Source organism: Peribacillus muralis, from assembly GCF_001439925.1.
Lineage (GTDB): Bacteria > Bacillota > Bacilli > Bacillales > DSM-1321 > Peribacillus > Peribacillus muralis.
Genome location: NZ_LMBV01000003.1, coordinates 243,034 through 268,844 on the forward strand (window position 1 = coordinate 243,034; position 25,811 = coordinate 268,844).

Genomic DNA, 25,811 nt, shown 5'->3' on the forward strand with positions numbered 1-25,811 from the left:
TTGACGGTTCCGCTCCACCGTACGAGAAAATTAATTTGGTATTGTCAATGCCCACAATTGGAGAATTTGAACTTAGACTGTTGCTTTTCATTGCAGGCGCTCAGTCCATTCTGCATTGGAACGCACTTATAATTCTGTTGACCATACGAAATTTATCTTAAGAGCGATAAATTCACTTTGGATATTGCCTCACATAAGCCACATCAATTAAAACATAATCATTCGCATTTCGTGAAAGATGCATGTGTTCATTCGGATCAAGGAGTCCACTGTGACAATAGCCAGAACAATGAAAAAAAATGCCGCCTGTAAAATACAGACAGCATTTCCTTCGGGTAGTCCAGCTTTTTTTGAATGCCCAATGGCTACACTTTATTCCAGCTAGGCTTTCAAAGTTTTCCTAATTTCCCTGCATACTTGCTCGACTGTTCCTTCTTCTCGCTTACACTTCCAATAAATGCGATCCGTCAAAGAAAAACAAGTAGCGGCTGGTTACTTTTTTATTCAATATCCCTTCGACAGCCCTTGTATAAAGCTCGAGCTGCATCCGGTACCGGTCGGCAAGGATGTCTTTAGCTCCTTCAAACCCACTGGCAAATCTACCGGTAATTGTATCCGTTTTATAATCGAGAAGCACAAGACCTTGTTCATCCTCAAAGATACAATCAATTACACCTTGGATAAGGATTTCTTCTTCGCCAGTTGCCCAATCGCTGTATGCTTCTTTTGCCGGTAACGACATCGTGAATGGCACTTCCCGGCGAATGTTACTGGACTTTTGCATTCTTTGTCCGATTTCACTGTCAAAGAAATCGACGATTGCCCCGGGGTCCACAGCTTCTTTTTGTTCCTCCGTCAACAACTCGCGTTGAATCAAGTCAAGCATCAGTTTTTGAATGGATGGAATGGTGATCTCTTTACATAGATCGATATGCTGCATGACTAGATGGGTAATCGTACCCCTTTCAGCAGGCGTAAGTGATTTTTCCTGCATGAAGGTTGGGCGCTTCGTGATGGGACGCTTAAATTTCCGCAACAATTCCGTGGATCCAGCCTCATCCCTAAGTTCGTGTTGACGCTTCAGCTCAGAAACGGATTGCTTGGAACGATGCACGGACGCCTCATGCTCCGGATATTCCCATTCGAGCTGTCCTTTGATTTCATCGTAAAACTCGGAAGCCATCGCGACCTTCTCCGATTTTTGGACATGCTCGAGTAATTGCTCCTGTACAAGTGCATCTTCCTCATCCAGAACGGCAAGCTCTTCACTTGAAACGATCGTTATCGACCAGTTCGATGGATGCGACTCCATTTCAAATCCTTGACCTTCCACAAGCGAATCGCGATGACGAATAAACGCAGGGCCGATCCAATCAAGATAGCTTTTTGCACCTGCCCGTACATAGTCCTTCAATAGCCATTCTCCATGTGCTGCATTGCTTGCCCAGTTTTGCTGAGTTTTTTCCGCATCACTGATGCTGGCAATTAAATAAAGCTTTTCCTTAGCTCTTGTAAGGGCCACGTAGAGGACCCGCATCTCCTCGGCAATTAATTCAAGCTGCTTCTTTTTCTTAAATGCCAACTGAGGTAAGGAAGGATAAGTAATCCGTAATTCCGCATTTACATACTTTGCAGCGAATCCATAATCCTTATCAAGTAAATACGGTTTGCGTAAGTCCATCATATTGAATTGCTTGGAAAGACCGGCAATAAACACGATCGGGAATTCCAAGCCCTTTGAAGAGTGAATCGTCATTAGGCGGACCACATCTTCCTGTTCCCCTAACGCCCGAGCTGCCCCTAAATCATCTCCGCGCTCCTGCATCCTTTCGATGAAACGCAGGAAACGGAACAATCCGCGAAAGGAGCTTGCTTCATATTGCCTCGCCCTGTCATATAACGCCCTTAAATTGGCCTGACGCTGTTTGCCACCAGGCATCCCTCCTGCAAAATCGTAGAACTGGGTTTCTCGGTACAATAGCCAGATTAAATCTGACAAAGCTTCCTGTCTGGCAAGCTTCCTCCAGTTGACCAGTTTTTTATAAAAAGCCGAAGTTTTTTCATAAAGCCCTGGATATTCCTCCGGATCACTCTTTCTGTAAAAATCGGCTAATGCTTCGTAATAGCTCCCGGTATGGAATAAACGTACCTGTGACATTTCTTCTTCATCCAACCCGACGATGGGAGAACGAAGAACGGATGCCAAGGGAATATCCTGTTGCGGATTATCTATCACCTTTAATAGGGAAATCATGATCGCGACTTCTGTCGCTTCGAAATACCCTGTCGATAAGTTGGCATAAACCGGAATCCCCTGCTTTTTAAATTCCTCCATGATTTGCGGTGCCCATGGCATTGAACGAAGCAGGATGACCATATCACGATAAGTGGCCGATCGGTACTGTTTGGTTTTCGTATCATATATCGGATGCTTTTCGCTTATGGCCTTCTTGATGAGCTTGGCCATCTGCCTTGCTTCGAGCTGCGCTTTTTCAAGCTCCTCTGCCTCAAACCCTTCCTCCGTGTCCGCATCAGCATTTGGATCGGCTGCCCCATCAATTAAATGGAGTTCAATCGGGTTTGGGACATCTTCGGGATATGGCGCTCCTTTCTTCAATTGAGCATCCTCATCATACTCTATCTCACCGACTGTGATGCCCATCAACTGTTGAAACAAGAAATTCGTTCCATCAAGAACTTCCTTCCGGCTCCGGAAATTGCGGTTTAAATCAATTTTCAGTCCAGTTTCAATCCCCTCACGAGTAAAGCGGTTATACTTTCCAAGGAAGAGATTCGGTTCGGCAAGCCTGAACCGGTAAATGGACTGTTTGACATCACCCACCATGAAAAGATTCCCATTATATTCACCATCGGCCGTCACCAGTTTTAAAATTGATTCCTGAACCAAATTCGTATCCTGATACTCATCGACAAGCACCTCTTTGAACTGGTTTCGGTATTCGATCGCAGCCGCCGATGGTTTTCGCTCACCAGCCACGGTATCACCAGTCAATATTTGCAGGCAATAATGCTCCAAATCAGCGAAATCGACCAAGTTCTTCTCTGCTTTGGCCGCGAAGAAACGCACGTCAAACTGTTTAACAATCATGATGAGTGTATCGACATATCCCTTGAGCTCCCTTATATCACGCAGGTAGCTTTCCGGCTTACGCGAAAATAACTCTTCCTGCAACGCTTTTATGATTTTCTTCGCCTTATCACGATATTTGGTGGCCTCATCCGATATTTCCTTGATGAAATCTGCACCAGTGCAGCGTTTTGCCGTTTCAAATTTCACTTTTTGAATTTCTTCGTAAAGCGCATCCCAGGATTGCTCTTTGACTTCCCCAAGGTTGGCAACCATCGAAAGATCAGCTAAATAGTTCTCAGCCCTTGGCGCCGGTCCCCCTGGCACCTTTGTCAGCGCGAGCGACCGCTCCAATAGATCCCTTGCAGTGTCCAACTGTAAACCTATATCGAATTTCAATGAAGCAATGAACGAAAGGTCATCAATCCCCTCATCATCAGCCAGCTCATACATGCTGGCAGCGCCATCGAGCCATTGATCGGGATTGGGGTTCGATTGCGAAAAATCGTGCAGTGATCGAACGATATCCTGAAGTGCATCATCGTTTCGATCGCTCGTGAATGCATCAACCAATTGAAAGAACGCTTCATTATCACTTTGTCCGTACTGCTCCTCGAAAAGCTCTTCCATTACTTCATCTCGAAGCAGCTGGACTTCTGTAGAATCGGCAATCCTGAAAGCCGGGTCGATATCCGTCATGTAATAATACTTCCGGATCACCTCTAAACAAAAGGAATGAAGTGTGGATATGGAGGCCCGATTAATCAAGCTCAGCTGCTTACGCAGATGCTGTGACTGCGGATTATCGGAAATCGCTTTTTCCAATGCCTCCCCTACTCTATGACGCATCTCGGCAGCGGAAGCATTCGTGAATGTTACGACAAGCAGTTCATCCACATCGATCGGTTCTTCTTCCGATATCACTTTTTGAATGATCCGGTTGACCAGCACTGCCGTTTTTCCGGAACCGGCGGCGGCCGCAACCAAAATGTCCTGATCCTTGGCCCATATCGCCTTCCATTGATCTTCGGTCCAAGTCACATCTCCTGGGAGAGCAGGTATGTTCGTTTTACTCATCGCTCTCTCCCTCCCCTCTCAATAGTTCGAGTACATCATTTTGTTTCTTTTGTGCTAAATTCCTAAATTGATTTTCCTCCAGAGACTGGTCGAATTGGCATACCGATTTAAAGGAGCAGAAGGTACATGGCGTTTTTTCCTTTAATTTATATGGGGTTATATTCACGTCACCATCAACCATTCGATCACCAGCCTCCTGATATACGCGGCGTACATGGCGATTCAGCAATGAAAATTCTTCCCTGCTGGCAACTTTGGAAGCGGCAAGGAGCGATCCGTCCTTTTTGAATCCTGCCGGGATGATATCCGACTTCCCTGAACTTTCAGGATCAAGCGTTTGATCCATCATCTGGATGACATTCGAATGATCCAGCACAAGGCCATTCATTTTAAAGCTTTTATATATTTCTTCGTCAATTTTATCCAAGCTGAGCATTCCTTTTGATTTGACAACCGGATTATGCACATGAAAATACAAAACGCCGGCCGGAATCGCTTCCTTGCCGATAAGCGAATTCGAATGAGTAACGACGATATCAAGGTATGTCAGCATTTGCAGGGCAAGTCCATAATATACTTCACTCATGTTCAGTTCCTTTTCACTCGATTTATAATCGAGCACACGCAAATAGACCCCTTCCCCTTCTTCCGCTTTATCCACACGGTCTATCCGTCCGATCAATTCCATCTTCGTCCCGTTTTTCAATGTGAAAGTAAGTGGCGGCAGTTCTCCATTTTTACCGAACCCAAGCTCCAAACCAATCGGTGCAAAACCGCTCACCTTAGCATGCTCGCTTAATACCATCGAGGCACGTCCGATCACGTGCTCCAATTTCCTGCGTAAATAGTGATGCCGGTTCGTACTTAACAAAATTTGGTTTTGCAATTTGGGGGCGAGTCTTTCAACCGCAATCCTGGCAAGTTCCAAGCATTGTTCGTTCGTCAATGCAGACCAAGGAATATCATGCTCCTTCAAGTAATCCGAAATCATTTTCAACGCTCCATGGAACATCTCGCCGATATCCGGTGCATCCAAACGGAAAACTTGCCTTTCCCTCAATTTCAACCCATGAGCGGCATAATGGGAAAACGGGCAGCTATTGAACATTTCCATCCGCGATACACTTGTAAGGATACTTTCGCCATATAATTGCTTACTCGTTTCCTCGGATAATTTCTTCGTTTTGTTCTGGTAAAAAAGGCTTGATAACACCTTAGTTGCAAAAGATCCGACCAATTCATCCTCTATAATGACATTATATACATCCCACCATAGCGAATGGATGGGATAGTTCCTTTTTTTGAGCTGTAATTGGGCAGCCAGGTATGAGAGGGCCACATCATGATTCGTGGCATATTTCAGCTGTTCCTCAGCAGGCAGATCGGATGGGTCATTCATGTAATGCACATCGGAAACGTTAGGCAGCACATCTCTTACCCGCTTTAAGTAAGAGGATGGCAACAGCGCCTTTCCTTCCTCATCGGCAAGCGGATATGATAAATAAAGGGACTGTGCCGGTGTAGTGAAGGCTTTATAAGCGGTAAACTCCTCATCAAGTAGTCGAACCTTGGAGCTTGGGGCGACGTTAAGTCCACCAGACAAAAGAACCTCACGATCACTATCGGAAAAAACTCCCTCAGATACAGCCTTTCCTGGCAGCACCCCTTCATTCAGGCCGATAACAAAAGCCGTTTTTACATCGTCAAGACGTGATAAATCGAGATTAGCGACAAGGACTTGGTCAATGGCCGGTGGCACTAAAGAAAACTCAAGCGACTCCAGACCAGCTTCAATAATTACGGCGAACTGTTTCATGGAAAGCTGCTCCCCGCTTAAAAGCTCAACGAATTGATCCAATAGATCGACAACCGCATTCCATGTTTGTTCATGCTCTCTAGCCGATACCAAATCGCCAGCTTCTTCGGCCTCCTGTTTTTGCTTTTCCAATTTTTCCGGTACATGCAATTCTTCAAGATATAAATAAAGGGCCTCACATAATTCCCTGCCATTATCAGCCTTTTTAACTCGTTTTGAGAGCTTCAGGATAGGCTCGGTAAATAATTGCTTCAGCTCATTCAACTCTTGCTCAAGCTTCATTTCCTTATCCGTTTGGTTCCGATCCTCCAGTTCCAGACCACGGAAGCGCCTGTACGTCCAACGATCTTTGGACGTCCACCTGCTCCCCTTGATGCCACGGGACAGCACATAGTTCTCCAGCTTATCCACCTGCTCGCGCATCCTGTCATGATTTCTTTGCAGCGGAAAGAGCAGTTCCGTCTTGATGGCGCGAAATACCGGCTCATAACGCCAATAGCCATTAATGATCTCCAAAGTGGATCGAATCAGTTCAACTAAAGGATGATTCAGCATCGTCCGTTTTGAATCGACGAACAAAGGAATTTGATAATCCCGAAAAACGGTTTGTAAAATATCGGCATACGCTTCCCCGTTCCGAACTAAAATTGCAATATCACGGAACCGGTGCCCCTTCTGCCTCACAAGCGTCAAGATATCCCGGGCCACACCTTCAATTTCTGCCCTGCGATTAACAGCCTGGGCAATCGTTACATCAGGTGAGTGATCAAACGTCCTTACAGGGCGAATCGCAAAATAAGTTTCCAGATGAGCAAGCCCCGGACTCGTTACAAACCTTTCCGTTCCTTTTAAAATGCGATCCTCTGAAATTGGTATATCATTTCTCAATCCAGCTTGATACAGCTGATGATACAAGTTTCCCGTCTGTCTGAACAATTGCAAATCATCCGGGGCATATTGCTTGTAGGGACGATCCAAGGTCAAAGAAACCGTCACATTCTTGCACAGCTTCATCATTTCTTCGACAATCAATAATTCCTGTGGCGTTAAGCTATAAAAGCCATCAATGTAGATCTCCGCATTCCTTATATATGAAGACTCGGCCATTTTCTCGATCAATAAAGTGAAATAGTCTTCCGAATCCAGATATTTGCCGACCATTTCATCCTCAAAAGCCTGATAGACCAACTCAAGGTCATGCAGTTTATCCTGAATTCCGCTGCCGGACTGTGATGTATCAGTCAAATAGCTTTGAATGTCATCCGGTTGGATGCAATACTGCTTGAACTCAGCCAGCATTAATTCCATCTGAGCAACGAATCCCTGTTTATCGGCAGATCGACGAAACATCTTCAGCTCATCTTTTTTATCATCCATTATTTTCCGGATCAACATATTAACACCAACGCTGTCCAGATGCAGTCGGCTCATTCCCCCAGTTTCCTGAAGAACGCGCCAAGCCAGCCTGCTAAAACTGAAAACCTGTGTCCGGATCATTCCGGCAAGTCCTGGCGTTTTAATTAATTTATATTCAGATAGAAACGTCATCTGATCAGGAACGAGATAGATGATGGGATTGCCTCCGGGATCTTCTGCCAATTTGGAACGAATTTCGTCCAATATATTCGACGTCTTCCCTGCACCCGATCTTCCCAGTAAAAAACGGAGTGACATCTCTTTTCCCCCTTATATAACATATTATCTAGATCTATCATACCAGAAATACGCTTGTCTATTGATTTCCTTTCAATCATTTTACCGTTTTCCAGCTTAAAACACCAATCGTACGTTCGTGTTTTCCCCAAAAGAAAAAGCCCTTAAAATTTCCGGGCTTTGGCACTCATTCGCCTATAAATCTATAATTGAATTCTTTGATCGGCCAATATCGAACATCCACCTTACCGACGACATTTTCCACTGGTATAAAACCAAAGTGACGGCTATCCGCACTTTCAAGGCGATTGTCCCCCATAACAAAAAGCTTCCCCTCCGGAACGGTGGTCACGTCCGTCAATTCCTTTAAAGTGAAATCACCTGTAAAATCCTCCTCCGGGAATCCTTCTTTCCATTTCTCAAGATAAGGCTCATCCACTTTCTTGCCATTTACGTAAAGCCAATCATCCTTGTAACGGATGCGGTCACCTGCAGTCCCGATAACTCGTTTAACATAATCTTCTTGTGAATTCGCATGAAAAACAATAATGTCAAACCGGTGAATATCATGAATCTGGTAATTGATCTTATTCACGACCAGTTTGTTGCCATCTTCAAGGGTCGGTTGCATCGACTTCCCTTCCACATCATAGCTTGAAAAGAAAAATGTACGGATCAAGATGTAAATAACAAAAGCTATCATGGCTGCTTTTATCCAATCGGATAAAGAATTCTTGTTTGTTTTTCCCATCTCGTCAACCCCTACTACATTTATATTCTAACTTATTGTCCTTCTTCTCTCTTCATGCTTTTATTTAATCGGACCTCCAGTCTTTTCCCTACATACCATAAGACGAATATGACGATCCCGATAATGATTGTGCGTATAGGTTTATGTATTAAGGATACTAAATCGTAGCCTACGAAGCTAATCGTGAATATCATCACCGCTTTCCCGCCTACGACTGCCAGTCCATATTGCAACGGACTGACTTTTGAAAGTCCAGCCACAATATTCACGATGGCTGAAGGGGTAAAAGGGAAGCAAAGCAGGATGAACAAAGGGCCGAATCCATGACTTTCCACCCAAACCATTAATCGCTGAACCTGCTTATGTTTTTGCAAAAATCGAAAAAACCTCAATTGACCATACCTTCTAATGACTAAAAAGATCAAAAATGATCCCGCTACCGCACCAATCCAAGAAAATAAAAATCCCCACCAGAGACCAAAAGCGGTTGCATTGGCCAATACGAACACCACTAATGGTAAAAAGGGCAATAACGCTTCCAGCATCGGCAGTAAGATTCCTGGAATTGGTCCGAATGAGCGATATTGCTGTATAAGCCCTGATATATTTTCAAGTGTAAACCACTCACGTAATGTCTCCAAGTCCATAAAATATCTCCCTCGACATGCTGCCGTCAAAGCAGCATAAACTTATTAAAAAGCTGTTTATTTTAGATATATCACTTTCCTCTGAAAATGCAAGAATTATTATCCATATATCTTCATACTTTCCCTATCTCAGGAAAACATAATCTTGTTAACAAAAATTTCACCATTTATCAAAACATCTTGCATATCGATAGAAAATACATTAGGATAATTAAACAAGAACAAACGTTCTGTTTCTTATATAGATTACATATTTATAGTAAAACGTGCTTTATTAGAAAGGGGCGGTCATGATGACCCGCATTCCAGAGGATGACCGGAATATGATTGAAAAAGCCATCTACCTTCCAATGGTGATTACAGTCTTAAACCGGGATCTCAAAGTCATCGAAAACAGTCCGTTTAAATTAAGAAGGCCCTATTCAGAATTAGTCGAACATACCCTAAAAGTCGTTCAGAACGATTTTGCCGAGGTTCGTCGCTATTTGCGCAAGGAAAATATTAAGGTAAGTGAAATCAAACGCGATGAATCCTTCACGATGTACTGTTTTTTATATAAAGGATACGAAGAGCATCACAATTATTTCAATCCACGCCTTCGCAACAAAACCGAAGACCTGCTATGTTATTACTTTTTCGAAAGAAGTCACCGTTCAAGGAATTAGCCGGTTACAGACATCCTCCATACATGTTTGATGGTTGATGATGAAGTCTAGAGCCCATCAAGATGCGACCTTGATTGTAAGGAAGAAATTATCCCCCCTTATCTTACCTGTCATAAGGAAAAGGGGTTCATTTTTTTGATCAAATTCAATATAACTCACTTGCCTCCATTTGTCGGGTTAACAATGAAGCGTGAAAGAGAAGCTTGGACATAATAATTAATAGATCTTATTAATTATTTTTAACGAGATTAGAAGCATGAAGTTATTAATGATTTTAAAGGAAGATGAAATGAATCGTGATAATCTGAAGTGTAATTGAAAGGGAAAGCACATAATTTCGAAGCGTTTGAGGCAACAAAGTACAACCGAAATTCTTGTATCGAGAAATCGCCCATCTAATCCGCATTTACCTCTCTCCGGAAATTCCAATATTGTTGGAATATGAGCTTCTATTGGATTCTAATAATTTACCTACTTCCCATACCTTTTCTCCTTTTAAATTTAACGCTTTAAATGAGTACTTCCCTTAACTTCTTTCATTCCGGTAACAATGAAATTTGCCTTATTTTTTTACCCCAAGAATGCCACAGGAATTTTTCAGGCTTTAAAGCTTGAACTTCCTCGTCTATAAACCCTACGTTATTAGATGATCCACACTCTTTTCTTCTAGAGATAATATGCGGAGTAATAGTGGCATACCCTAAAAAAATCATAGAATGCCCCGAACCATAATCTCTATGATAAATGGATTGATAGGGTATGCCAAAAGAATAGCAAAACTGCTGTTTTTCTACGAAATTGAAGATTTATCTATTGTTCTACTTCAAAAAAAGCATTTATTTAGGATCTTTTTTTTGCTTTACTAGTAAGTTTTGCAGCTATTCTCTCCGCACTCAATGATAAAGACTGTGAGTTCACCAATCTTTAACTCGATTTTAGAGTCTATGAGACTGTTTAATACACTGCGAATTGATGCAACGTTTAAGCCGCCCTCTAGCATATCTCTTTGAATTAGGCATATCCTTTCCTCACATTCACTTCCCCACCTTTAACGTGGAATATACTTTGACTTCAGCTCTGAAGCCCTGTCCCCATTTGCATCGGTGAATAAATAAAAAGACTTTCTCTTGGTTTCCTCAATCCTTTGAAGCAGTTTCGTTTTTAAAAAGGATGTCCGGTGCAGCTGGTTTTCGAACGAGCTGTATGATACCTCCAATTCGATGGCTTGCTTGTTCCGGAATGTGACGGTTGTATGCTTGGAATCCAGACGCTCATAGGCAACCACATGCTCATGTGATAACCAGATGCAAGAAGGGCGCAGCGGAGATGTGGTTGGAAAGAAGAAAATTGAACTGGTCGGATCAATTGCGATCGGTGCTTTATGTGTGATGTTTATGAGCTGCCTTGTCCCCTGCCGACGACCTTCATAGCTTGACCCGAAGAACTCACAGCTTTTCTTGATAATTTCCAGAGGTTTGAAAGGAGATATGAACTCGTCCTCCATTTCTACAATACGGGCATAAATTTTACTGCCATAGTTAAGCGGTGCAACCATAAGTGTATGGGGCGTAATTTCATATTCTTCAATGAATCCTTGGTTATTTTGCATCAATGTTAACCCACCTCTTCCTCATTGCATTAAAATTTGACATATTCAACATAGGTACTTGTACCTCCACATTCACCGTAAAATGAGTGAAGATAGTTAGTCCATATAAGTAAATTTCCTCATTATAATAGCACAATAAATTATCGAATAAATAAAGTTCACATAAAATTAAAAATTCTCTCAAAAAGCGGTCATTCCGTCATCTTTACGACACATTCCCTACTAATATTTGAATTTTTTAAATTTTCAGTTGATTTTATCTCTACAAATCCATATACTAATAAAAAGGGTCAGGGGTGGTAACTTTGAAAAATGAAAAATCTTATTCAGAGTCAGTGAAGTCCTTATCAATGAGCGAAATGAAAAACGATGCCGTGGTTCAGGAAATGTTGATTGATATGATTATTCTGGAAGCCGTCCTTACTACCAAAAAGAATATCCTTGCGAAGCAAATCGATGAAGCGTTGGATATGAAAAACAAACCTTTATTCCTGAAACTTAGTTCTGAAATGAACGTGTTACTAAAACAGTTTGGAAATTAAATTGTGTGCTCAATAATATGAAAAGCCTCCCAATATGCTGGGAGGCTTTTCTATTTATAATCATTCCTTATGAAACATTCCCATGACTTCGGCAGTTTCGGTTATATTGACAAAGGCATTCGGATCCACTTCTTTTATCATCGTTTTGACATCGGTTAATTGGTAACGGGTGATGACTGTCATCATCACTTTACTCTTTTCTCCGGAGTATGCACCTTCACCGTCCATGACTGTAATCCCGCGATATAAGTTGGTCAGGAGCTTCGTTTTCATCTCATCACTCTTTTTCGTGACGATCATCAAGGTTAATTTAATGTGGTTGGAATGAATCGTATCAATCACTTTTCCTGCTGCATATATGGAAATCAGTGTATATAAAGCGGCATCCCAGCCAAAGATGAAGCCTGAAATGACCACCACGACCGCATTCATCACAGATAGCAATGAACCAAGTGGGAAGTCGCTCTTCTTAGCCAAAAGCATGGCGATGATATCAAACCCACCAGAGGAGCCGGAAGCACGAAAGATGATCCCGATGCCGAACCCGGAAATGATCCCGCCGAATAAAGAGGACAAAATCGGTTCAGTGGATACTCCATGAATTGGGATCACATATAAACTGACGGAAATTACGACAACTGACAATATTGTATAGGTGATGAACCGCCTTCCCAATTTCAAATATCCTAGAATCAGCAATGGCAGGTTCAACAGAAAATTCAATATTCCTGTGTTCACTGGAGTAATGATTCCCAGCATGATCGCTATTCCACTAAGTCCGCTGCTCAAAATTAAATGAGGTATCAAAAATAAATTATAGGCAACTGCAACAAGCACTGAGCCTAATGTGATGAAAAGTACATTATACATAACTGATCTCCTTAAACGAGCTGACAATTTAATTTATTATAGTGGAGAACAAGACAATTTATAAAATAAAAGTTTTTTCTGATAAATCCCCTCTGCTATCTACTACCCCCGATATGAAAAAAGAAAAAAACCAGCTGTTTTTCCGCTGGTTGTCAATCACCCTTAGTATTTGCCTTTTCAATCGTCGAGATCCTCTCGAGCATGGTTGGATGTGAATACCGAAGCCATTTCACTAAAAATGGCGGGTTCACCTGGCTTAACCCAGACCTCGTGAGTTCCTGAAATGTAGTGATTGCGGACTCTTTATCCCGAGTCAATTCGATGGCATACCGGTCAGCCCTTGTTTCTTCGTATCTGGACACATAATTCGAGAGGGGACTGGAAGCAAACAGCAGCATTGCCGTAATCAAAAGAAATAATGGCAGTGAAGAGATGCTGCCTACCGAATGCACCTTTAACAGCCGGCCCCAGCGCTTAATGATATGATTCATGATTTTCGATGTCAGCCACAGCCCGATCAAGGTCATTCCTAAATAACCGGCAATGCCGATATAGATGTGCTTTTCCACATAATGAGCCATTTCATGTGCCATGATAAAAAGGATTTCGTCTTCCTTCAGCTTGTTCAAGGTCGTATCCCAGAGAACGATCCTTGAGTTGGAACCTATCCCTGTCACATAGGCGTTCAAGGAATTCGTCTTCTCCGCCATATTAACTTCATAGACGTGTTCAGCTGGAATTTGCGCCTGTGAGGCAAGTGACAATATTTCCGTCTCCAACTCTTTATTTTTGAGCGGATAAAATTCATTATACAGAGGATCGATCACTACAGGCTGAACGAACATCATGAACAGCGTAAACGGGATCGACAGCATCCACGCATAGAGCCACCACTTCTTGACACTTTTTTTCATTAACCAATAAAGAACCGATACAATGATGAACATCATTCCGAAATTCACCCAGAATTCGATGACTCCATCCTTCATCCATGATGTGAAGCTTTGTGTACTGATATGGTAGCTTTTACTCAGCCGGTAGCCAATGAAGCTTATCGGGAAAAGCGCCAAGTATGAAATGATGGATAGCCAGAATAAGTAAATGCCCGTTTGAATCATTTTTCTTCTTGTAACAGCCAATGCCGACTTTTCAAACATCCTGGATATGCCAAATAATAAAACGAAAAAATACAACAGCCATTCATACGGTGTAGAAACGAAGAAAATAAAATTCCTCAACCGTGAATACTCTTCGCTAAGCTTTAATTCCCTTGCGTTCAAGAATGTAGCAGGATCTGCTGCAGTACCACGCAATCCGTCTGGAATGGCCGTATCTGCCCCATAAAAAATGTACCAATACATCACTGCTACATAAAGGATATATAATAGAATAGCTCTCCCAGCCCATTTTCTAACCATGATGACCCTCCTTAAACCGAATCTCCCTCATAATAGTTTAATCCAAAATGGACAGGTTAGAACCGTATTTCCAATTAATATGATCCACTCCTTTATACAAGGCATTTGCAGCTTACAGCTAACAAGCATCGAACAGACCATTGCTTATCGCAAGGTTTCAGTAGATCAAGAGAAGTGATGATGAACAGTCATCCCTTCATGCCCCTATTCTGGAATTTATACAATAGTGCCAAAAGTTCCGGGCGATTACTTACATTCATTTTTCTATAAAGCCGGCTAATATAATTCTTCACCGTTCCTATGGATAAATATAGTTTTTTGGAAATCTGCTGATTCGTTTTTCCTTCAGTGAGAAGGACAAGTAGTTCATACTCACGCTTGGAAAAGGATCCCACCTTTTCTATCACCTTATCCAAAGCTACATTCTCTTGCCCCATTCCTTCCTGGAGCTTCCTCATCAAAAAAGCTTTAACAGAGGCTGGATAGACGATTTGTCCGTTGGCGCATTGACGGATTGCCGCCACTACTTGTTCGATTCCTCCATTCTGTAATACGTAACCTGCAGCCCCATGGGATATCGCTTCAATGAGATAGTGATCCTCTGGATAGGCGGTACGGATGACTATCGGGATGGCAGGATGCTTTTCCTTTAGCATCAGCATCATTTCCTGTCCTTGCGTCCACGATGACCGGACATCAAAAAGAATGACATCAGGCGTGACTGCTGCTGAAACATCAAGGCTATGGATCTCCCTTTCGCTTTCGGTAGCCGCGATGACCGTAATGTCTTCCTCATTTTCGATGAATCCCTTAAGCCCCCCTTGCTTACTAACTATCAAAAGCTTAATCAACTTCATATATTCACCTGTTCTTTTCATTATTTGCTAAATTTCTTCATGTTTCCACCACATAGTTCATTTGAACTATATTTTACTTCTTATTTCACTTGATAACAATATAAGTGAATTATATGTAAAATCAAAATTCAAACTGTAAGAACACGTAAAAAAGGGTTTCCTGAATGCAAAAAATGCCATCAACCCGTTTGACATCAGGATGATAGCCTTTTTCTTTGTTCTTCATCAATGAGTTTATCAAGGTTCATGATGCTTTCCTTCGCCCGGGGAAAATCAATTTTGCGGTAATGGTGTTTTCCACCTTCTTCTTCATCTTTTTCGTCTGCCCATTTGACGACCTGCTGCAGTGGGGTCCGGATAATATCATTTGAAGGTAAAAATGAATCGGTGTGAAATAAAATGGCGAGGGAAATCGTCTTTGCCTTAATCGGATTTTCTCCTAGGCGAATTAACAGTTTATGTGCTCTTTCCGCACCTTTAATCGGATGGATATCATTTTGTTTGTACAGGTCATAATCCCATTTTCCATTGCGATACCAAGTGAAATGACCCATATCATGCAAAAGTCCAGCTTTGGCCGCTATATCGGGATCTATGTTATATTCGTTGGCTAGGTGAAACGAATGGTATGCTACCGCAATCGCATGGGCAAGGCCTGAGCGGTTCAAGTATTTTTGAGCAATGGGATGTGTAAAAACATCTAACAGCTTTACGTCTCTCATCTAACCCCTCCTTACAATTTTGTGGAAATTTTTAATGTCAATCATAACTCTTTTAGAATAAAGAATCAAGGCTTAAAGCTTACTTGATATATATTTTATGCAGCGGATTACGCTTTGTTTGTACAAAGACGACCATTGCAGTTTTGGCAATGGTCGTCTTCAGATCAATCATCTTTAGTTTTGGATTACATGGGTTTTTAAAGAGCGCCTTAAAATTTTTCCTGTTGTATTTTTCGGAAGTTCATCCAAAAACTCTATTTTTGCCGGAACTTTATATTTAGCCAAATGCTCCAAGCAATAGTCCAGGAGATCTTCCTCGGTCAATGCATCGTTTTTCTTGACAACGAAGCAATGGACCACCTCTCCCTGATTTGGATCTGGCATGCCTATCGCTGCTGCCTCAACTACTTCAGGGTGGGCATATAGGATTTCTTCGACTTCCCGTGGATATACGTTGTATCCACCGACAATGATTAGTTCCTTCTTGCGATCTACAATGAAAAAGTACCCTTCATCATCCATCCGGGCTAGATCACCTGTATATAACCAGCCATCTTTCAACACAGCTGCCGACTCTTCAGGCATTTTATAATACCCCTTCATGACATTAGGGCCTCTGACGATCAATTCGCCTACCCCATTCGTCGAAACCTCTTCTCCAAGCTCATTGACAATCTTGTTTTCCACCCTGAGAATCGATGTTCCGATCGATCCCGCCTTCCTTGGTCGATCAAGAGGATTGAAACATGTAACAGGAGATGCTTCGGAAAGGCCATATCCCTCTGAAACTCTAACATTGAATTTTTGCTCAAATGATTCCAGCAGAGATACCGGCATGGCGGATCCGCCTGAGATGCAGATACGCAATGTTCTTAAATCGTCTTTTTGTCCATCTGGATATTGGAACAGGAAATTATACATGGTTGGCACACCAGCAAAGACGGTGGCATCATATTTTTTGATTTGCCTGAAAATTTCCTTTGGACTGAATTGCGGAACAATTAAAAGCGTAGCTCCTTGCAGTAACGGTGCATTGACGACGACCGTCAAACTGAAAACATGGAACATCGGTAATGTGGTGACGACACGATCATTTTCCGTGATTTTCAAATATTCGCCAACATCGGTTGCATTGGAGTAGATATTGGTGTGAGAGAGCATCGCCCCTTTAGGTTTACCTGTTGTACCGGACGTATAGAGGATGATGGCCGTATCATCGGGTCCCAATTCTGGTCCTTCAAAACTGGCATTCCCATTTTCAATCATGTTTGTAAACGATTTCATTTTTGGGTAAATGCTCAATTTGCTACTATCCCTGGTATGGGGCTCTGTTTCACAAATAACATAGTAATCTACATGTGAAAGAATGGAGTTCATTTTCTCAAATAAGGGTACCAGCTTATCCAATGCTACGACGACCTTAACATCGCCGTTATTCAGGAGGTACCCAATCTCATCAGGTGTGTAAATCGGATTTACGGGTATTACGGTAGCTCCAGCTCGTATGGCTCCATACAATGAAATAATGAAATGTGGTGAATTTCCTAAAACCAGCGCAACATTATCACCTTTCGAAACACCAAGCTTATGTAGTTCATCGGCAAACTTTGTAACCGCTTTATCCAATTCTCCATACGAGGTGGATCGATCCATAAAATAATAAGCTGGCTTATCAGCCTGTCTTGACGCCGTATGATGAAGCTTTTCGGATAAATTCATCGTTCTCCCTCCCCTGTCTACACCATGAATGAATAGTCATTCATTTTTAAACGAAACTAAATACCTTTTTATTATAGTAAAAGAAACTGATTACAGCAACAATTTTATCCATATTCAAGCAATTACTGTCATTATTAGACACAAAAGCCGTCCTAACAAGTCCGGACGGCTTTTCAGGCTTAATAGATTAAAGTCAATATTTCTTCTTTTGTTACATTGCCAAAATAATGTCGCACGTCTATCTCATCTAAGACATTCATGATAGCGTCCTTATCATAGCGTATTCCGGTAAGTTTTCGTTCTATATCCGCAATCTCGCCGACCCCAAAAAAGTCACCGTAGATTTTACAATTCTCAATGATTCCCTTGTTCACCTCGAGACGGATATCAACTGATCCCACCGGAAATCTATGCGAATTTTGCAAGTTGAATTTGGGCGATTTTCCATAGTTCCATTCCCAGCTTTGATACCGTTCTTCAGAAATCTTGTGGATTTGCACCCAATCTTCCTCCGTTAAAACATACTCGGTTACACCGCCGCTATCCTTGAATATATTTTGCAGAAGGAATGAACGGAATTCCTCGACAGACATAGGTTCTTTAAGGAAATCAGCAATATTGGCGACCCGGCTTCTTATCGATTTAATTCCTTTAGACTCGATTTTGTCTTTTTTCACTTTTAAAGCGGATACAATATGGTCCATTTCTGATTGAAACAACAATGTCCCATGACTGAACATTCTTCCCTTAGTCGAAAACATCGCGTTACCCGAAATTTTCTTACCTTCAGCGAGGATGTCATTTCGTCCGCTTAATTCAGCATGAATTCCCAGTTTCTCAAGGGTTTCCACGACAGGCTGGGTGAATTTCTTAAAATTATGGAAACTTTCCCCATCATCTTTCGTGATGAAGCTGAAGTTGAGATTACCCAGGTCATGATATACCGCTCCGCCACCGGAAAGCCTCCGAACAACAGTAATGCCCTCTCCATCTACATAATCGGCATTGATTTCTTCAATCGTATTTTGATTTCTGCCGATGATGATTGAAGGGCGATTAATGTAGAATAAAAGATAGGTTTCATCAATATTTAACTGTTTAAGCGCATATTCTTCAATGGCAAGGTTAATTCTCGGATCGGTAATTCCCTTATTATCAATAAAAAGCACAGTTGCTCCTCCTTGTATGCTTCATTCGCATCAATTAATCCCATTATAGTTGGAATTCAAGATTGGTTTTCGCTACAGCTATTTCACGTTTGAATACCTCTGATGCTTCTTTTTTCAGTTGATTGATATCTCCATAATGAGGAAGATGGGTCAACAGCAACAGCTGTACGTCTGCCCTATCTGCTAGCATGCCCGCTTCCCTGGCCGTCATATGCCCCGCCTTTGAACCATCCATATCACTGTAAAAATTGCTTTCACACAATAAAACATTGGCATCTTTAGCGAAATCGGCCAGCTCCTCCATATAAGAACTGTCACCTGTGTATACAATTGAATGATTTTCAGCCTCTATCCTCATAGCAAAACAAGGGACTGGATGCTTCGTTTTCATGAATGTGAATGTGCACGGTCCAATGGTCAACGGTTCATCGGCAGAATAAGCGATCCCCTTTGTCACGTCTTTGTACGTTAACTTTCCAAATTCGGCTTCGTCTAAATCATGACCATAAATGGGAATGGTCCTTTTTTCGCTGCCTAATATCTGCTGAATGAACGCAGTGTGTTGCAGGACACCAACATCCGCTACATGATCGGGATGATAGTGGGATAATACGACTGCACCGAGGTCTTCTGGCTTCATATGGTTTTGCAGCTGTGATAGTACACCGCTTCCACAATCAAGCAGAATGCGAAAATCTTCATATTCAAGCAAATAGCCCGAGCTTGCCTCATTTTTAGCTGGATATCCGCCCCAGCAGCCAATTACGGTGATTTTCATGCTTAGGCACTCCTTTTTATCTATCATGGACTTCCCCATTAATATAAACTATTCTTTCCCTTATTTCATCTTTTTTACTTATGTTATAAAACATGGTTGACACAATATATCTGTTATAATACAATAAAGCCATAGAAAAGAGGATCCAAAAAATTGAGGAGATGATGTTCATGATTCAAAGCAGCGTCGAGTTCTTCAAAAACCTGCCTCCTAAACAATGTACGGAATGCGGAAAAAAAATGGATGAACAGCACGAATGCTATGGTAATCACTGTGACCATTGCCTTTCTGGTGAGTAATCAGGAAGGGTTATAACTCCATTTCCCAATTGTTCGGTTTCTCGGCAAAAAACATCCCACATAAAAAGAAGAGATACCGCTAATCGAGCGGTATCTCTTCTTTACATTCATTCAAATATGATTCACTGTATTTGTAGCTCATAATAAGAGAATGCTTACGGAGAGGATAATCCTTTGAACAAATATACCTTGAATAATTCAGCAATTTCTTCTTTCCCCAATGGATCATGATTCCTCTCCCAATCAAAAATTAGGGCAAGGTACATTTTCAGCATCAGAAAAGCTGTTATCTCTGGATCACAAGGCTGAATATAGTCCTTGTCAATCGCTATTTTTAGTTTTTCCTTAATGTAGGATACGATGGCCTCTTCCATTTCATTGACCATTTCCTGTACGGCTGGGGTACCGATCTCCCGCTCTTCCTGAAGCAGCTTTAAAGATAATTGATGTTCCTGTCTGAACTCCAGGATTCGATAAACGGCCCGGTGCAGATTTTCAAAAAAGGAAAGTTTCTCGTCCAAAGATTGTTCAGCCTCATATTTCATTTCCTCTATCATTCGCTGAACGATTTCCTTGAATAGCTCTTCCTTATTTTTGTAAAACGTATAAATCGTCCCTTTACCTACATTGGCAATTTTAGCGACTTGGTCCATCGTCGTCGCCTTGTAGCCAAAAAGTGAAAAAGACTTGGTCGCAGCTTCTAAAATTAATTTTTTGCGATCTACAGACATCTCCCACCTCAATTCTGACCAAACGGACAAAATAGTCAATAATATCTTACCAAAAATATTCAGTCTTTTCAATCATTTTTCGTTATCTGCAGAAAAAATGGCTGTCCAATATCGGGTCAGCCACCTTTTCGCAAAACACGTATTCAATTTAAGTGATTAAGCCCTGTTGTCGATATGAACAGGCTAATCAATTTTCCTTTAGGCGGTTCAAGATGATTGTCGCCATCGCATCGATGAATTCCGGTTTAACGTTAGGCATATCGGGACGGTAGTATGCCGCACCAATATCATCCGTCACTACCTTACATTCATAATCATTATCATAAAGAACTTCAAGATGCTCTGATACAAATCCTACAGGTATGTATATGAATGCTTTATAGCCTTTCGCTTGATGAAGGTCCCTCGTTAAATCCTGGACATCTGGTCCTAACCATGGTTCAGGTGTCTGTCCTGCGCTTTGCCAGCCAACTGCATAGTTTGTAACTCCTGCACCTTTTGCAATCATTTCAGCCGTTTTCTTCAGTTGCTCTGGATAAGGATCTCCCAATTGCAATATCTTTTCAGGAAGGCTGTGTGCCGACACGATCAAAGCATAATTATCGCGTTCTTCCGAATTCATCCTCCCGATTACTGCTTTTACTTGATCCACCCAATATTGAATGAATTTTGGCTCATCATACCAGCTCTCGACCGAAGTGATCTGCAAATCACCGAATTTAGCGGCCTCATCATGAGCACGCCCATTATAGGACTTGACACTGAAGGTTGAAAAATGAGGTGCCAATACAATACTGACAGCTTCCTTGATCCCATCATCATGCATCTGCTTCACAGCATCTTCAACAAAAGGTTCAATATGTTTCAACCCTAAGTATGCTTTGAATTCGATTTCTTCTTGAATCGAATTCAATTGCTTTTCAAGGGCTTGTGCTTGTCCTGCCGTTATTTTTGCAAGTGGGGACAATCCGCCAATAGCTTCGTAGCGCCCTTTTAGATCGGCAATCAATTCGTCACTTGGTCTTCTTCCATGACGAATATGTGTATAATACCTTTCAATATCCTCTTCTGTGTATGGAGTACCATATGCCATGACTAGAAGGCCCATTTTTTTTCTTGACATGAAAATTACACCTCATTTAAAAATTTTGTATTGTCCACCTTTACATGTCTTTATAGCAAAACCTTCACTCGTCACTACTTTTTCGATGAATATTCATGAATGAAGGAAGTTAACCTCTTCAGTGTTTCCGGTTTTACGGAAGGGAAAACCCCATGTCCAAGATTAAAGATGTAGCCATCCTGTTCCATGCCCTGATCAAGGATTCGCTTCGCCCGATCTTCTATTACATCCCATGATGATAATAGCAGGGCAGGATCAAGGTTACCTTGAACCGTCTTGTGGATACCCATCTGTCTTGCTTCAGTGATCGGAAGTCTCCAATCCAGTCCGACTACATCAATCGGCAGGTCATTCCATTCAAGTGCCAAGTGACTTGCACCGACACCGAACATAATTAATGGTACATTCTCTTCACGTAATGAGGAAAAGATGCGATTCATGACCGGCTTGATGAATACACGATAATCTTCAACATTCAATGCCCCTACCCATGAATCAAAGATTTGGATTGCCTTGACGCCTGCTTTGATTTGGGATTTAACATAAACAATGATCATATCGGCTAATTTATCCATCAATGCAAACCATGCAACAGGCTCGGAGTACATGAAGGCTTTTGTCCGATTGTAGTTTTTCGAAGGGCCACCTTCGATCATATATGAGGCGATCGTGAATGGTGCTCCAGAAAATCCAATCAAAGGCACGGACAATTGCTCCGTAGTCAATAATTTGATCGTGTCAAGTACGTATGGAATGTCCTCTTCCGGATTCAATTCCCCTAATTTCTCAACATCTTTGACTGATTGGATAGGATTCGAAATGACTGGGCCAATCCCAGATTTAATCTCTACATCGACACCGATGGCTGGTAGCGGTGTCATTATATCTTTATATAAAATCGCTGCATCCACATCATATTGCTCTACGGGCAATCTAGTTACATACGCGCATATTTCGGGTTGATGGGTAATTTCAAAAAGGGAGTACTTCTCTTTCAGTTTACGATATTCCGGCTGTGAACGGCCAGCCTGGCGCATATACCAAACAGGTACATGATCCGTTTTTTCTCCTCTCGCAGCTTTTAGAAATGTATCATTCGTAATTTCCTTAGACATTTATATCCACCTTTCAAGCAATCACGTTTCTATTTTTTATTCATTCCTTACATAGAATATCAGAAGGATGTTGAATTTCAAATTGAATCTCCTTCAACTATAGCTTTTTCTATAATAGAAGTATAGCCAACCTATATATTTGTCAGAAATTCGACGTTTTTAATTAGATGCCACACTGAATTTCCACCTTTTATGGATAAGTGGCATGAAAATATCTCAAAGATTGAAAATGGTAAAAGCGCTATTGATTGGGTAAAATGGGTATACAAGTACTATACAGAAATTGGAGGGGGAATTAATTAATGAATGTATTCATCACGTCCGGCACTTACGAATTTATGAAAAACAAGAAAGATAAGCATCCGAATGAAAACATATTACTAATGCAGAATGTAGATTCTGCCGTCCTTTTACATGAAACAACAGGCAAAACGCTCTTTAGCTCACCACGAAAATATGAAGTTGTCGATGGGAAGGGAAACCTACAGAATCATGGTTATGTTGTCATGAACAATATTCCTGTCAGCGAGGAAAAACAGCCCGTATTTGAGCATCGGTTCAAAAACAGGGCAGGACTCATTGAAAATGAACCAGGTTTCGTCGCACTGCGTATCCTGCGGCCACTAAATTCGCAAACGTATGTCATATTAACAATTTGGGAGAAACAAGCTGACTTTATGAGCTGGAAGGAGTCCGCTTCCTTCCAAAAGGCGCATGACAGCGGTGCTAAAGCTGCTGTTACGAACTCCAGTCAAAAGCTGTTTTCTGGTGAAGCCTATGTAACACAATATACATTAGTACAAGATTCAGAAGAATAGTTCATATCGATACAAAATAAGCCCGTTCTTTTAAGAACGCGCTTTATGCTGTAGACATTCTCGAGGAAAATCGAAGTTTGTCTGCAGTTTTTTTGGTTCTAGATTCGCTTTTGGACTTCAAGCGTTTCTTTCCACTACGGGCACTTCGCTTATCCAGAGGCGGTCCGCCCTCGGCATGCGCCTGGGAATCTCCCGTGACTCGCATTTCCCTCAGGAGTCTCGCCCCCTTCATTCCATGCCACTTTTTTTACCAATTAAGTTCATTATTTTAAAATAGAACGGTTAATACTTTGAGGTGAATGCACAGAAAAGGAGAATGATGCCCGTTGCTGGCATCACCTCATAACATTCCGACAAATTCCTTGTTTATTTCCGGGGAAATGCTGCGGATAGTTACAAATATTTTATCTTGACGCATCATTATTTTTTAGCCGAATTTCCCTAACACCTTGTATAAGTTAATCAAGAGTATAGTGAAAGAGCCCCCTAATGCATATCCTGCCAAGACATCTGTTGGAAAATGGACATTCATGTATATTCGGCTTAGCCCGATTAAAAGAATAAGGAAAGTGAATCCGATTCCCACTACCCATTTTAATGTGTTTCTCTTAACTTCTTTAATGATCAAATAAGCCAAGATACTGAAGAATACTAGGCCAACCATCGCATGTCCGCTTGGAAAACTGAAGCCTGATGCCTCCACAAGCTGATCGTCAGGCCGCTGTCTTTGGATTTGATTTTTTATCGTCCTTTTTAATAGATCGACTCCACCCATTCCAATCGAGAATACGGCCATCAATAAATAATCCTTCTTTACGATCCATAAATAGAGAATAATTAGTATGCTTCCAAAACCAATGACCACAGACTTCCCTAGGAGGGTGATGTACTTCAAAAACGAGAACGAAAATGTATGTTCATCAACCTTAAAGGCCAAGTATGTATCAAGTGCTAAAATTCGCTCACTACGGACTTCATGCACAAGCAAAAAGAATAGCATTAAGCAAAGCAAAACTGCTGCAATCCATGAATGTTTAATCATAACTTAACTCTCCTCGGCGACTAATAGACTCTGATTATTCAGAATATGATATACTATTTACAATTAAACCAATCATTGGGAGGCGCAATATGATACATCAATTACACGCTCTTCTAGAAGGTTCTTATGATGAAATGGTTTCCATCAGGAGGTTTCTTCATCAACATCCCGAGCTTTCGTTTCAAGAAACACAAACTGCGGCCTTCATCGCTGATTATTATGAAAAACTGGGGATCGAACACCAATCCAATATAGGCGGAAATGGTGTCATTGCCACGATCACAGGCAACAAACCCGGTAAAACGGTGGCATTGCGTGCTGATTTCGATGCCTTACCGATTCAAGATGAAAAGAAGGTTCCGTATAAATCTTCCGTACCAGGCGTCATGCATGCATGTGGACACGATGGACATACAGCGGCACTCCTTGTTCTAGCTAAGAAACTGAATGAGCTGAAGGATGAGCTCCAAGGTCGTTATCTCTTTATCCACCAGCATGCTGAAGAATATGCTCCAGGTGGTGCCAAGCCGATGATTGAGGCAGGCTGCCTTGACGGGGTGGATGTCATTTTGGGAACCCACTTATGGGCTACGGTCCCGACTGGTACTGTTCAATACACCTACGGACCATTAATGGCTGCTGCTGACCGATTTGAAATCATCATTCAAGGACAGGGCGGACATGGAGCACAGCCTCATAAAACCCGTGATGCAATCGTCACCGGCTCCCAGCTAGTCATGAATTTACAGCAAATCGTAAGCCGCCGCCTGAATCCGATAGATTCTGCAGTCATCTCCATCGGTTCATTTGTAGCTGATAATGCCTTTAATGTCATTGCTGATAAAGCTAGAATAATCGGGACAGTCCGCACCTTCAAGGACGATGTCCGCTCATTTATAAGCGAAGAGATAGAGCGGGTTGTTAAAGGAACCTGCATAGCTGCAAACTGTACCTATGATTATCAATACTTCCAAGGCTATCCGCCTGTTATCCCACATGACGAAGAAACGAAATTCCTTATCGAGAGCACCAAGATGATCAAGGAAGTTCAGGTTACGGAGGAGATTGATCCGGATATGACAGGAGAAGACTTTTCTTATTATTTACAAAAGGTGAAGGGAACATTCTTCTTTACAGGCGCCAAGCCAACTAATGAACAAGCATATCCCCACCATCACCCATTGTTTGATTTTGATGAAAAGGCCATGCTCATTGCAGCAAAAATTTTAGGTACGGCAGCGATAACTTATCATAATAAGGATCAATTATCGCAAAGGGCGAACGAATCTATAATACAGTAAT

Annotated in this window: 21 protein-coding genes; 5 read left to right on the forward strand and 16 right to left on the reverse strand. The window is 41.8% G+C overall.

Annotation, left to right across the window (positions count from 1 at the left end):
* Positions 1-442: 442 nt before the first annotated feature.
* The 4 genes from addA to ASU00_RS05725 form a co-directional block, all read right to left on the reverse strand.
* Complete coding sequence (gene addA, locus ASU00_RS05710) at positions 443-4,165, reverse strand: helicase-exonuclease AddAB subunit AddA (protein WP_057912472.1); 3,723 nt, start codon at positions 4,163-4,165, stop codon at positions 443-445.
* The gene (gene addB, locus ASU00_RS05715) at positions 4,158-7,655 is read right to left on the reverse strand and encodes a helicase-exonuclease AddAB subunit AddB (RefSeq protein ID WP_057912473.1); all 3,498 of its coding nucleotides are present in this window, start codon (positions 7,653-7,655) and stop codon (positions 4,158-4,160) included. The genes addA and addB overlap by 8 nt, the downstream gene beginning before the upstream one ends.
* A gap of 166 nt (positions 7,656-7,821) precedes the next feature.
* Positions 7,822-8,385: a signal peptidase I gene (gene lepB, locus ASU00_RS05720; protein WP_057912474.1), complete on the reverse strand. Its 564-nt coding sequence runs from the start codon at positions 8,383-8,385 to the stop codon at positions 7,822-7,824.
* Positions 8,386-8,417: 32 nt separating this feature from the next.
* Complete coding sequence (locus ASU00_RS05725; RefSeq protein ID WP_057912475.1) at positions 8,418-9,032, reverse strand: TVP38/TMEM64 family protein; 615 nt, start codon at positions 9,030-9,032, stop codon at positions 8,418-8,420.
* Positions 9,033-9,325: 293 nt separating this feature from the next.
* On the opposite strand from ASU00_RS05725, the gene ASU00_RS05730 reads away from it, so the two are divergent.
* Positions 9,326-9,697: a hypothetical protein gene (locus ASU00_RS05730; protein WP_057912476.1), complete on the forward strand. Its 372-nt coding sequence runs from the start codon at positions 9,326-9,328 to the stop codon at positions 9,695-9,697.
* Positions 9,698-10,745: 1,048 nt separating this feature from the next.
* Here the strand turns inward: ASU00_RS05730 and ASU00_RS05735 are convergent.
* Complete coding sequence (locus ASU00_RS05735) at positions 10,746-11,306, reverse strand: competence protein ComK (protein WP_057912477.1); 561 nt, start codon at positions 11,304-11,306, stop codon at positions 10,746-10,748.
* A 305-nt stretch (positions 11,307-11,611) separates the two neighbouring features.
* On the opposite strand from ASU00_RS05735, the gene ASU00_RS05740 reads away from it, so the two are divergent.
* Positions 11,612-11,848, forward strand: coding sequence for an IDEAL domain-containing protein (locus ASU00_RS05740; protein ID WP_057912478.1), 237 nt, complete (start codon positions 11,612-11,614; stop codon positions 11,846-11,848).
* 60 nt (positions 11,849-11,908) lie between these two features.
* On the opposite strand, the gene ASU00_RS05745 is transcribed toward ASU00_RS05740, so the two are convergent.
* From ASU00_RS05745 to ASU00_RS05775, 7 genes are all read right to left on the reverse strand, one after another.
* On the reverse strand, positions 11,909-12,718 hold the full coding sequence (locus ASU00_RS05745) for a YitT family protein (protein ID WP_057912479.1): 810 nt from the start codon (positions 12,716-12,718) through the stop codon (positions 11,909-11,911).
* Positions 12,719-12,870: 152 nt separating this feature from the next.
* The gene (locus tag ASU00_RS05750; RefSeq protein ID WP_057912480.1) at positions 12,871-14,136 is read right to left on the reverse strand and encodes a M48 family metallopeptidase; all 1,266 of its coding nucleotides are present in this window, start codon (positions 14,134-14,136) and stop codon (positions 12,871-12,873) included.
* A 188-nt stretch (positions 14,137-14,324) separates the two neighbouring features.
* Entirely contained in the window at positions 14,325-14,993 is a 669-nt protein-coding gene (locus ASU00_RS05755) for a LuxR C-terminal-related transcriptional regulator (protein ID WP_161809699.1), read from the reverse strand.
* Positions 14,994-15,187: 194 nt separating this feature from the next.
* Complete coding sequence (locus ASU00_RS05760) at positions 15,188-15,715, reverse strand: HD domain-containing protein (RefSeq protein WP_057912482.1); 528 nt, start codon at positions 15,713-15,715, stop codon at positions 15,188-15,190.
* 174 nt (positions 15,716-15,889) lie between these two features.
* Entirely contained in the window at positions 15,890-17,434 is a 1,545-nt protein-coding gene (locus ASU00_RS05765) for a fatty acid--CoA ligase family protein (protein WP_057912483.1), read from the reverse strand.
* A 179-nt stretch (positions 17,435-17,613) separates the two neighbouring features.
* Positions 17,614-18,603 carry a lipoate--protein ligase gene (locus tag ASU00_RS05770; protein WP_057912484.1) on the reverse strand — a complete coding sequence of 330 codons (990 nt, stop codon included), beginning with the start codon at positions 18,601-18,603 and terminating at the stop codon, positions 17,614-17,616.
* A 43-nt stretch (positions 18,604-18,646) separates the two neighbouring features.
* The gene (locus ASU00_RS05775) at positions 18,647-19,381 is read right to left on the reverse strand and encodes an MBL fold metallo-hydrolase (RefSeq protein ID WP_057912485.1); all 735 of its coding nucleotides are present in this window, start codon (positions 19,379-19,381) and stop codon (positions 18,647-18,649) included.
* Positions 19,382-19,551: 170 nt separating this feature from the next.
* Between ASU00_RS05775 and yhfH the strand changes: the two genes are divergently transcribed.
* Positions 19,552-19,680, forward strand: a complete 129-nt coding sequence (gene yhfH / locus ASU00_RS24360; RefSeq protein WP_082630165.1) for a protein YhfH — start codon at positions 19,552-19,554, stop codon at positions 19,678-19,680.
* Between the two features lie 155 nt (positions 19,681-19,835).
* Here yhfH and ASU00_RS05780 read toward each other — a convergent pair whose 3' ends face one another.
* From ASU00_RS05780 to hemE, 3 genes are all read right to left on the reverse strand, one after another.
* Entirely contained in the window at positions 19,836-20,411 is a 576-nt protein-coding gene (locus ASU00_RS05780; protein WP_057912486.1) for a TetR/AcrR family transcriptional regulator, read from the reverse strand.
* A gap of 187 nt (positions 20,412-20,598) precedes the next feature.
* Positions 20,599-21,534, reverse strand: a complete 936-nt coding sequence (gene hemH, locus ASU00_RS05785) for a ferrochelatase (RefSeq protein WP_057912487.1) — start codon at positions 21,532-21,534, stop codon at positions 20,599-20,601.
* A 74-nt stretch (positions 21,535-21,608) separates the two neighbouring features.
* On the reverse strand, positions 21,609-22,649 hold the full coding sequence (hemE, locus tag ASU00_RS05790; RefSeq protein WP_057912488.1) for a uroporphyrinogen decarboxylase: 1,041 nt from the start codon (positions 22,647-22,649) through the stop codon (positions 21,609-21,611).
* A 302-nt stretch (positions 22,650-22,951) separates the two neighbouring features.
* On the opposite strand from hemE, the gene ASU00_RS05795 reads away from it, so the two are divergent.
* Positions 22,952-23,467, forward strand: a complete 516-nt coding sequence (locus ASU00_RS05795) for an antibiotic biosynthesis monooxygenase family protein (protein ID WP_057912489.1) — start codon at positions 22,952-22,954, stop codon at positions 23,465-23,467.
* Positions 23,468-23,894: 427 nt separating this feature from the next.
* Here ASU00_RS05795 and ASU00_RS05805 read toward each other — a convergent pair whose 3' ends face one another.
* Positions 23,895-24,509 (reverse strand): phosphatase PAP2 family protein, encoded by a 615-nt coding sequence (locus tag ASU00_RS05805; RefSeq protein WP_057912491.1) that lies wholly within the window; start codon positions 24,507-24,509, stop codon positions 23,895-23,897.
* A gap of 89 nt (positions 24,510-24,598) precedes the next feature.
* Here ASU00_RS05805 and ASU00_RS05810 point away from each other — a divergent pair, with 89 nt between their 5' ends.
* On the forward strand, positions 24,599-25,810 hold the full coding sequence (locus ASU00_RS05810; RefSeq protein ID WP_057912492.1) for a M20 family metallopeptidase: 1,212 nt from the start codon (positions 24,599-24,601) through the stop codon (positions 25,808-25,810).
* The last annotated feature ends 1 nt before the right edge of the window (position 25,811 follow it).

Bases quoted from the DNA above. Each gene is read 5' to 3' on its own strand.
- ASU00_RS05745 (WP_057912479.1), bottom strand. From the start codon at position 12,718: ATGTATAATGTACTTTTCATCACATTAGGCTCAGTGCTTGTTGCAGTT.
- ASU00_RS05780 (WP_057912486.1), bottom strand. From the start codon at position 20,411: ATGTCTGTAGATCGCAAAAAATTAATTTTAGAAGCTGCGACCAAGTCT.
- ASU00_RS05735 (WP_057912477.1), bottom strand. From the start codon at position 11,306: ATGCAAAATAACCAAGGATTCATTGAAGAATATGAAATTACGCCCCAT.
- ASU00_RS05810 (WP_057912492.1), top strand. From the start codon at position 24,599: ATGATACATCAATTACACGCTCTTCTAGAAGGTTCTTATGATGAAATG.
- addA (WP_057912472.1), bottom strand. From the start codon at position 4,165: ATGAGTAAAACGAACATACCTGCTCTCCCAGGAGATGTGACTTGGACC.
- ASU00_RS05765 (WP_057912483.1), bottom strand. From the start codon at position 17,434: ATGAATTTATCCGAAAAGCTTCATCATACGGCGTCAAGACAGGCTGAT.
- ASU00_RS05775 (WP_057912485.1), bottom strand. From the start codon at position 19,381: ATGAAAATCACCGTAATTGGCTGCTGGGGCGGATATCCAGCTAAAAAT.
- hemE (WP_057912488.1), bottom strand. From the start codon at position 22,649: ATGTCTAAGGAAATTACGAATGATACATTTCTAAAAGCTGCGAGAGGA.
- ASU00_RS05755 (WP_161809699.1), bottom strand. From the start codon at position 14,993: ATGAAGTTGATTAAGCTTTTGATAGTTAGTAAGCAAGGGGGGCTTAAG.
- ASU00_RS05805 (WP_057912491.1), bottom strand. From the start codon at position 24,509: ATGATTAAACATTCATGGATTGCAGCAGTTTTGCTTTGCTTAATGCTA.
- lepB (WP_057912474.1), bottom strand. From the start codon at position 8,385: ATGGGAAAAACAAACAAGAATTCTTTATCCGATTGGATAAAAGCAGCC.
- hemH (WP_057912487.1), bottom strand. From the start codon at position 21,534: ATGTCAAGAAAAAAAATGGGCCTTCTAGTCATGGCATATGGTACTCCA.
- ASU00_RS05760 (WP_057912482.1), bottom strand. From the start codon at position 15,715: ATGAGAGACGTAAAGCTGTTAGATGTTTTTACACATCCCATTGCTCAA.
- addB (WP_057912473.1), bottom strand. From the start codon at position 7,655: ATGTCACTCCGTTTTTTACTGGGAAGATCGGGTGCAGGGAAGACGTCG.
- ASU00_RS05795 (WP_057912489.1), top strand. From the start codon at position 22,952: ATGAATGTATTCATCACGTCCGGCACTTACGAATTTATGAAAAACAAG.
- ASU00_RS05725 (WP_057912475.1), bottom strand. From the start codon at position 9,032: ATGGACTTGGAGACATTACGTGAGTGGTTTACACTTGAAAATATATCA.
- ASU00_RS05750 (WP_057912480.1), bottom strand. From the start codon at position 14,136: ATGGTTAGAAAATGGGCTGGGAGAGCTATTCTATTATATATCCTTTAT.
- ASU00_RS05730 (WP_057912476.1), top strand. From the start codon at position 9,326: ATGACCCGCATTCCAGAGGATGACCGGAATATGATTGAAAAAGCCATC.
- yhfH (WP_082630165.1), top strand. From the start codon at position 19,552: ATGATTCAAAGCAGCGTCGAGTTCTTCAAAAACCTGCCTCCTAAACAA.